This window comes from Bacillus sp. mrc49 (genome assembly GCF_002803435.1).
The window spans coordinates 1-5,190 of record NZ_PHNG01000681.1 but is presented as its reverse complement, the minus strand read 5'-3'; the positions used below and the strand labels follow the sequence as shown (position 1 = coordinate 5,190).

Here is a 5,190-nt window from a genome sequence, read left to right as displayed (position 1 = left end):
ATCGCTACACCTGACACGCCCATTGCGAATACATGGACAAACACCAGGGCCAAAAGTATATTCATGAGGTTCATGAGCACCTGCAATAGTAATGAAACCTTGATTTTGGCCATTCCCATCAGCCATCCCAAGATGACGTAATTCATCAAGGTGAAAGGAATCCCCCATATTCGGATGCCGAGATACTCTGCGGCAAATACGCGGACGTCGGCATCAGGATCCATCAAGGTTAGAGCAACTCGTTCAATTGGTCCTTGAAGCCATATGAAGCTAATCCCGACGACTAAGGCCAAGATGAAGGGCCTAATGAAAGCGAATTTCCCTTCCCTTTCGTCGTTTGCCCCAAGTGCTTGTGCAGCAAATCCGGACGTGCTCACCCGCAAAAACCCAAACAGCCAATATAAAGTGTTAAACACGATTGTACCGATTGCCACGCCGCCCAAATAAGCAGGATCGGGCAGCTGCCCCACAACGGCGGTGTCAACCGCACCTAAGAGGGGCGTCGTTATCGTCGAGATGGTCAGAGGAATGGCCAAAGCCAAATATGATCGATGGTTCACCTTGCTTCCTCCCTGGATTCAAAATTAAAAAACGAAATCATTTCGATTTACAAATTAAACTCGTTCCACCTTATTCACTCAAACAGCGAAATCAATTCTTTCGTATAGGGATGACGGTCATCAGAAAAGAGCTGCTCCTTCTTGAAGGAATCCACGATTTCCCCTTCTTTCATCACCATGATTCTTTGGCACATTTCCTGTACAGCCGAGAGATCATGGGAAATGAACAGGTAAGACATATCCAACCTTTCACGCAGCTCCCCCATCAACGCAAGCACCGACGCCTGTGAGAGAACGTCCAGGCTTGAGGCAGGCTCATCCAGGATAATGAGGCTCGGTTCAATGCTGACGGCCCTGGCGATGGTCACGCGCTGCTTTTGTCCGCCGCTTAACTCATGGGGATAACGATCAGCCAAATTCTTCGGAAGTTCCACCATTTCCAGTAACTGAGCAATAAAATCGCCTTCACTAGTAAACGAAAAATGCTTCATTTCAATCTGATTCCCAAATTGCTGAAAAGGATCGATCAATGACTCCTTTACCTTTAGTTTCGGATTCAGGGCGGAAGCAGGATTTTGCAAAACGGCCTGAATGTTTTTTCGGTATGGTTTTAAAAGGCGATCACTTTTGTTATGCAGCGCCGTTCCCTTATATGAGATGCCGCCTCGGTCAATAGGCTCAATTCCCAGGATGCATCGCGCAAGTGTACTCTTTCCGCACCCGCTTTCCCCGATTAAGCCTAGGCATTCCTTGCTTTCGATGCAAAAATTCACGTTCCTGAGTACTTCCTCTCCACTATCGTATGTTTTATGGATATTTCGTATGTCTAATAAACGCATCCGAATGCCCCTTCACGCTTTATTGAACTTTTTCTGAGTGATGGCGATGCATGAATCAGCCTATTGGTATAAGGATGCTCTGGATGATTGAGGACCTGGTTTTTATCCCCGCTTTCAATCATCACTCCATCTTTCATCACCCCTATGCGGTCCGCATATTTCCTGACATGACGTAAATCATGGGTGATGAACAAGATTGCACATCCGGTAACCGCCTGGAGCCCTGATAGCAGCTCCAAAATTTTAAAAGAGGATACACTGTCCAAGGCTGTAGTCGGCTCATCCGCTATCAATAAATCGGGCTTAAGCAAAAGCGCCAATGAAATCGATACCCGCTGAAGCTGGCCGCCACTTAATTGAAAGGGATATCTGCTGTAGATATCTCCATCCAGTCCCACTGATACGAGCGCGTCGACAGCTTGAATGCGTCGCGCCTGTTTGGACAGGTCAAGATGTGTCCGCTGATATTCTTCGAAATGCTGGCCGATGGTAAGGAACGGTGTGAATGAACTTTGGTAATCTTGAAAAATATAAGCTATGCGTTTTCCGCGAAGCCTCCTGATGGCTGGCTTTGATAACGTCAATACATTCTTCCCCTCGTACCAAATTTCCCCCTGAGCCTCGAGGTTGGGTGCAAGCAGCCGGCCAATCGCCATAGCCGTCATGCTTTTGCCGCTGCCGCTTTGACCGACGAGAGCCAGCCACTCCCCTTCACGCACATCAAACGAAAGACCTTTGATGATATGTTTTTGTTTGCCCATGATATGTAGATGCCGCACCTTTAAAAGGCTCATGATTCCACCTCCTTTTTCACATCGAATGCATCGCGGAAATAATCGCCGAGTATATTCGATAAAAAAACGACGCATACGATGGCGAGCCCTGGATAAATCATCAGGGACTGATTGGATTGGAAGTATGGGCGGGCATCGTTCAGCATCGCCCCCCACTCCGGTGCTGGCGGCTGGGCACCAAGCCCGATATACGATAAGGAAGATATGAGCAAGATGATCTTGCCTAAATCGAGACTGGAAAGGACGAGCACGTTTCCGATGATGTGCGGAAATAGATGTTTTTTCATGATCTTAAAGGGGCTTAGTCCATTGACCTTGGCCATGATGACATAGTCCTTCTGGCGCTCGGTGATCACCGTGCTCCGCACTAGCCGGGCATAATTCACCCATTTCACAACAACGACCGCCAACAGCAGATTTTCGATTCCCGGTCCTAAAAGGCCACTCAGCACGATGGCCACGATCGTATCCGGAAACGCCAGGAACGCATCTGCCACGCGCATGAAGAATCGGTCGATCACACCGCCTTTAAACCCGGAAATCAACCCGAATGGAACCCCGATGATAACCGCGGCAAATAAAGCCACAAGCCCATATCCAACCGTCAGCTGGGCACCAAGCAATAGACGCGTCAATACATCACGCCCAAGGTGATCCGTGCCCAATGGATGTTCCGGACTTGACGGGGATAGCCTTTCTCCAAGATTGACCAGCGCCGGATCATGTTTCAGGAACAGAAAAGTGTAGGCCGCAACGGCTAATACCAAAGCCAGCACCGTTAAAATGACGGCCCTTTTCCCGTTCCTTTTGAATGGTTCTTTGATCGTTAACTCCATTTTCGTTGATTCCTTTCCTTCAACCTAAGCTCTGGGTTTACATATCGATACGATAAATCAACGGCACTATTGACCATGAATACAATGATGGCCATGACCAATAGGTACCCCTGGATGACCGGGTAATCCCGAGACCGGATCGAGTCCACCACCATCTTGCCTATGCCTGGATAGGCGAAGATCACCTCGATTACGACTACACCGCCGATCAAGCTGCCAAGGCTGACACCGAATACGGTAATGACCGGAGGCAAGCTATAGCGAAATGCATGAGCAAAGAATATCCTCATTTCGGAAATCCCCCTTGACCGGGCTGCCCTGATGAACTCCTGACTAAGCGAATCGATCAAACTTGAGCGCAGCAAGCGGACGTATACGCTGGTGATGGCGAGCCCCAAAGTGACGGACGGCAGAATCAAGGAAGGGAATCCGTCCCTCCCCATCGTTGGAAGGGCCCCCAAGCGTACCGCAAAAAGATCAATCAAAAGCAGTCCTAGCCAAAAGCTAGGAATTGCGGCACCTACTAAAGAAACGGCGCGGCTTAGCTGATCGATCAAGCGCCCCCTGTGCAAAGCAGCAAGAGAACCTAAAGGAAGTGCTATGATAAGCATGACAATCAATCCCCCGATTGCCAGCTCCAGTGTTGCAGGCAAACCGCTCATGATCATCTCCATCACAGGCTGGTTCGTAAGGTAGGAACGGCCGAAATCCAAGTGAATGAAGTTCATGAACCAATGCCCATACTGAACGAGCAGCGGCTCATTGAAGCCCAATTCTTCCCTTAGCTCATTGACCTGTTCATTTGTGATCGATACATCATCCACTTGAAGTATCGATAGGACCGGATCGCCCGGGGCCAGCCGGACAAACAAGAAGGAGATGAATGTAACCGTAAGGACAAACATCACGACCTCAATGAATCGCCTAACTAAAATGCCAAACATTTCACTTCACATCCAGTTCATTCGTCAGCATGTAGTATTCGCTTCTGGAAGTGACCCAGTTTTTCACTTTAGCGGCGTCATAAGCAACGAGTGTATTCGGGTGTAAAATGAATGAATTATACACTTGTTCATCCACGTATAATGCAATATCCTCAGCGATATCCGAACGTTTTTCCTGTTCGACCGTCATATTCAGCTCATCGATCATCTCCGTCAGATGATCATCATCCGCCCCACTGAAGTTCAAGGCTCCATTCGGATGATAGGTTGCATTCAAGTAGTAACCGGCATCCCCACGCGGAGCCGTCAAATTGCTGTAGGTCGTTAAATCCCAATCCCTGTTGGCGGCCATATATTCTTCCGGGATTTCTATTTGCTTGATATCGACATCGATTCCCAATTGGCCGGCATCCGATTGAAAAACTTGTGCGATCAGTGGTAAATCGGCACGTGAACTGTAGGTTAAAAGGGTAAACGTTAGTGGTTTGCCATCCTTTTGCATGACCCCATTCACTTCCTGATATCCTGCCTGCTCAAGAAACGATCTTGCCGCCTCCATCCCCTTCCCTTTTTCCGGATAGTCAGGAGCAAAAGAGAACGTCGATGGAAACGGCCCTTTGGCAACCTCTGCATGTCCATGCAAAATCGTTTCCGCAATCGTTGAACGATCGATCAAAGCATCAATGGCCTTTCGGACGTTGATGTCCTGCAGCGCTTTCCGTTCCAGATTCATCGTCATTTGATGCACCCGGAAGGTAGAGGTCGATTCCACCTTCACACGATCTATCGCTTCTAAACTTTCAAGACTTTCGACTTCCGGACGAAAGACAATATCGGCATCCCCCGATTCAAGGGCAAGGGACCGGGCGTTGGCATCTTCATTAAAAGAAAACCTTGCTTTTGCAAGCTTCGCAGCTCCATTCCAGTAAGCCTCGTAACGTATTAAATCAACCGCCGTGCCCGGAATGAATTTCGAGACGGCAAATGGTCCCGTCCCTATCGGCTTGTTCATGAAGTCGCTTTCCGTTACATCAATGATCGATGTATTGGGATGGACCAATTCCGATGGAAACTCCGGAAAGGGCACCTCCGTCTTGATCGTCAGCTTATTTCCCTTCGCTGTTATCGATTCAATGCGCAAGGCATTCTTGATCGCCAGGCTGTCCTTCATCGCCCGCTCCAACGACGCCTTCACGGCTTGTCCGTCCATCTGCCTT

General features: G+C 48.7%; 6 protein-coding genes. All 6 read right to left on the bottom strand.

Annotated elements, in window-relative coordinates; translation table 11 throughout:
- A partial coding sequence (locus tag CVN76_RS10830) for an MATE family efflux transporter (RefSeq protein ID WP_269800032.1) occupies positions 1-560 on the bottom strand: 560 nt, incomplete at its 3' end.
- Positions 561-634: 74 nt separating this feature from the next.
- Positions 635-1,399, bottom strand: a complete 765-nt coding sequence (locus tag CVN76_RS10825; protein WP_100531250.1) for an ABC transporter ATP-binding protein — start codon at positions 1,397-1,399, stop codon at positions 635-637.
- Positions 1,387-2,193: an ABC transporter ATP-binding protein gene (locus tag CVN76_RS10820; protein WP_100531249.1), complete on the bottom strand. Its 807-nt coding sequence runs from the start codon at positions 2,191-2,193 to the stop codon at positions 1,387-1,389. Before CVN76_RS10820 ends, CVN76_RS10825 begins: the two co-directional genes overlap by 13 nt.
- Positions 2,190-3,029 carry a nickel transporter permease gene (nikC, locus tag CVN76_RS10815; RefSeq protein ID WP_100531248.1) on the bottom strand — a complete coding sequence of 280 codons (840 nt, stop codon included), beginning with the start codon at positions 3,027-3,029 and terminating at the stop codon, positions 2,190-2,192. The genes CVN76_RS10820 and nikC overlap by 4 nt, the downstream gene beginning before the upstream one ends.
- The gene (gene nikB, locus CVN76_RS10810) at positions 3,020-3,973 is read right to left on the bottom strand and encodes a nickel ABC transporter permease (protein ID WP_100531247.1); all 954 of its coding nucleotides are present in this window, start codon (positions 3,971-3,973) and stop codon (positions 3,020-3,022) included. Before nikB ends, nikC begins: the two co-directional genes overlap by 10 nt.
- A 1-nt stretch (position 3,974) precedes the next feature.
- Positions 3,975-5,190 (bottom strand): ABC transporter substrate-binding protein (locus CVN76_RS10805; RefSeq protein ID WP_100531246.1); only part of this gene is annotated, 1,216 nt, incomplete at its 5' end.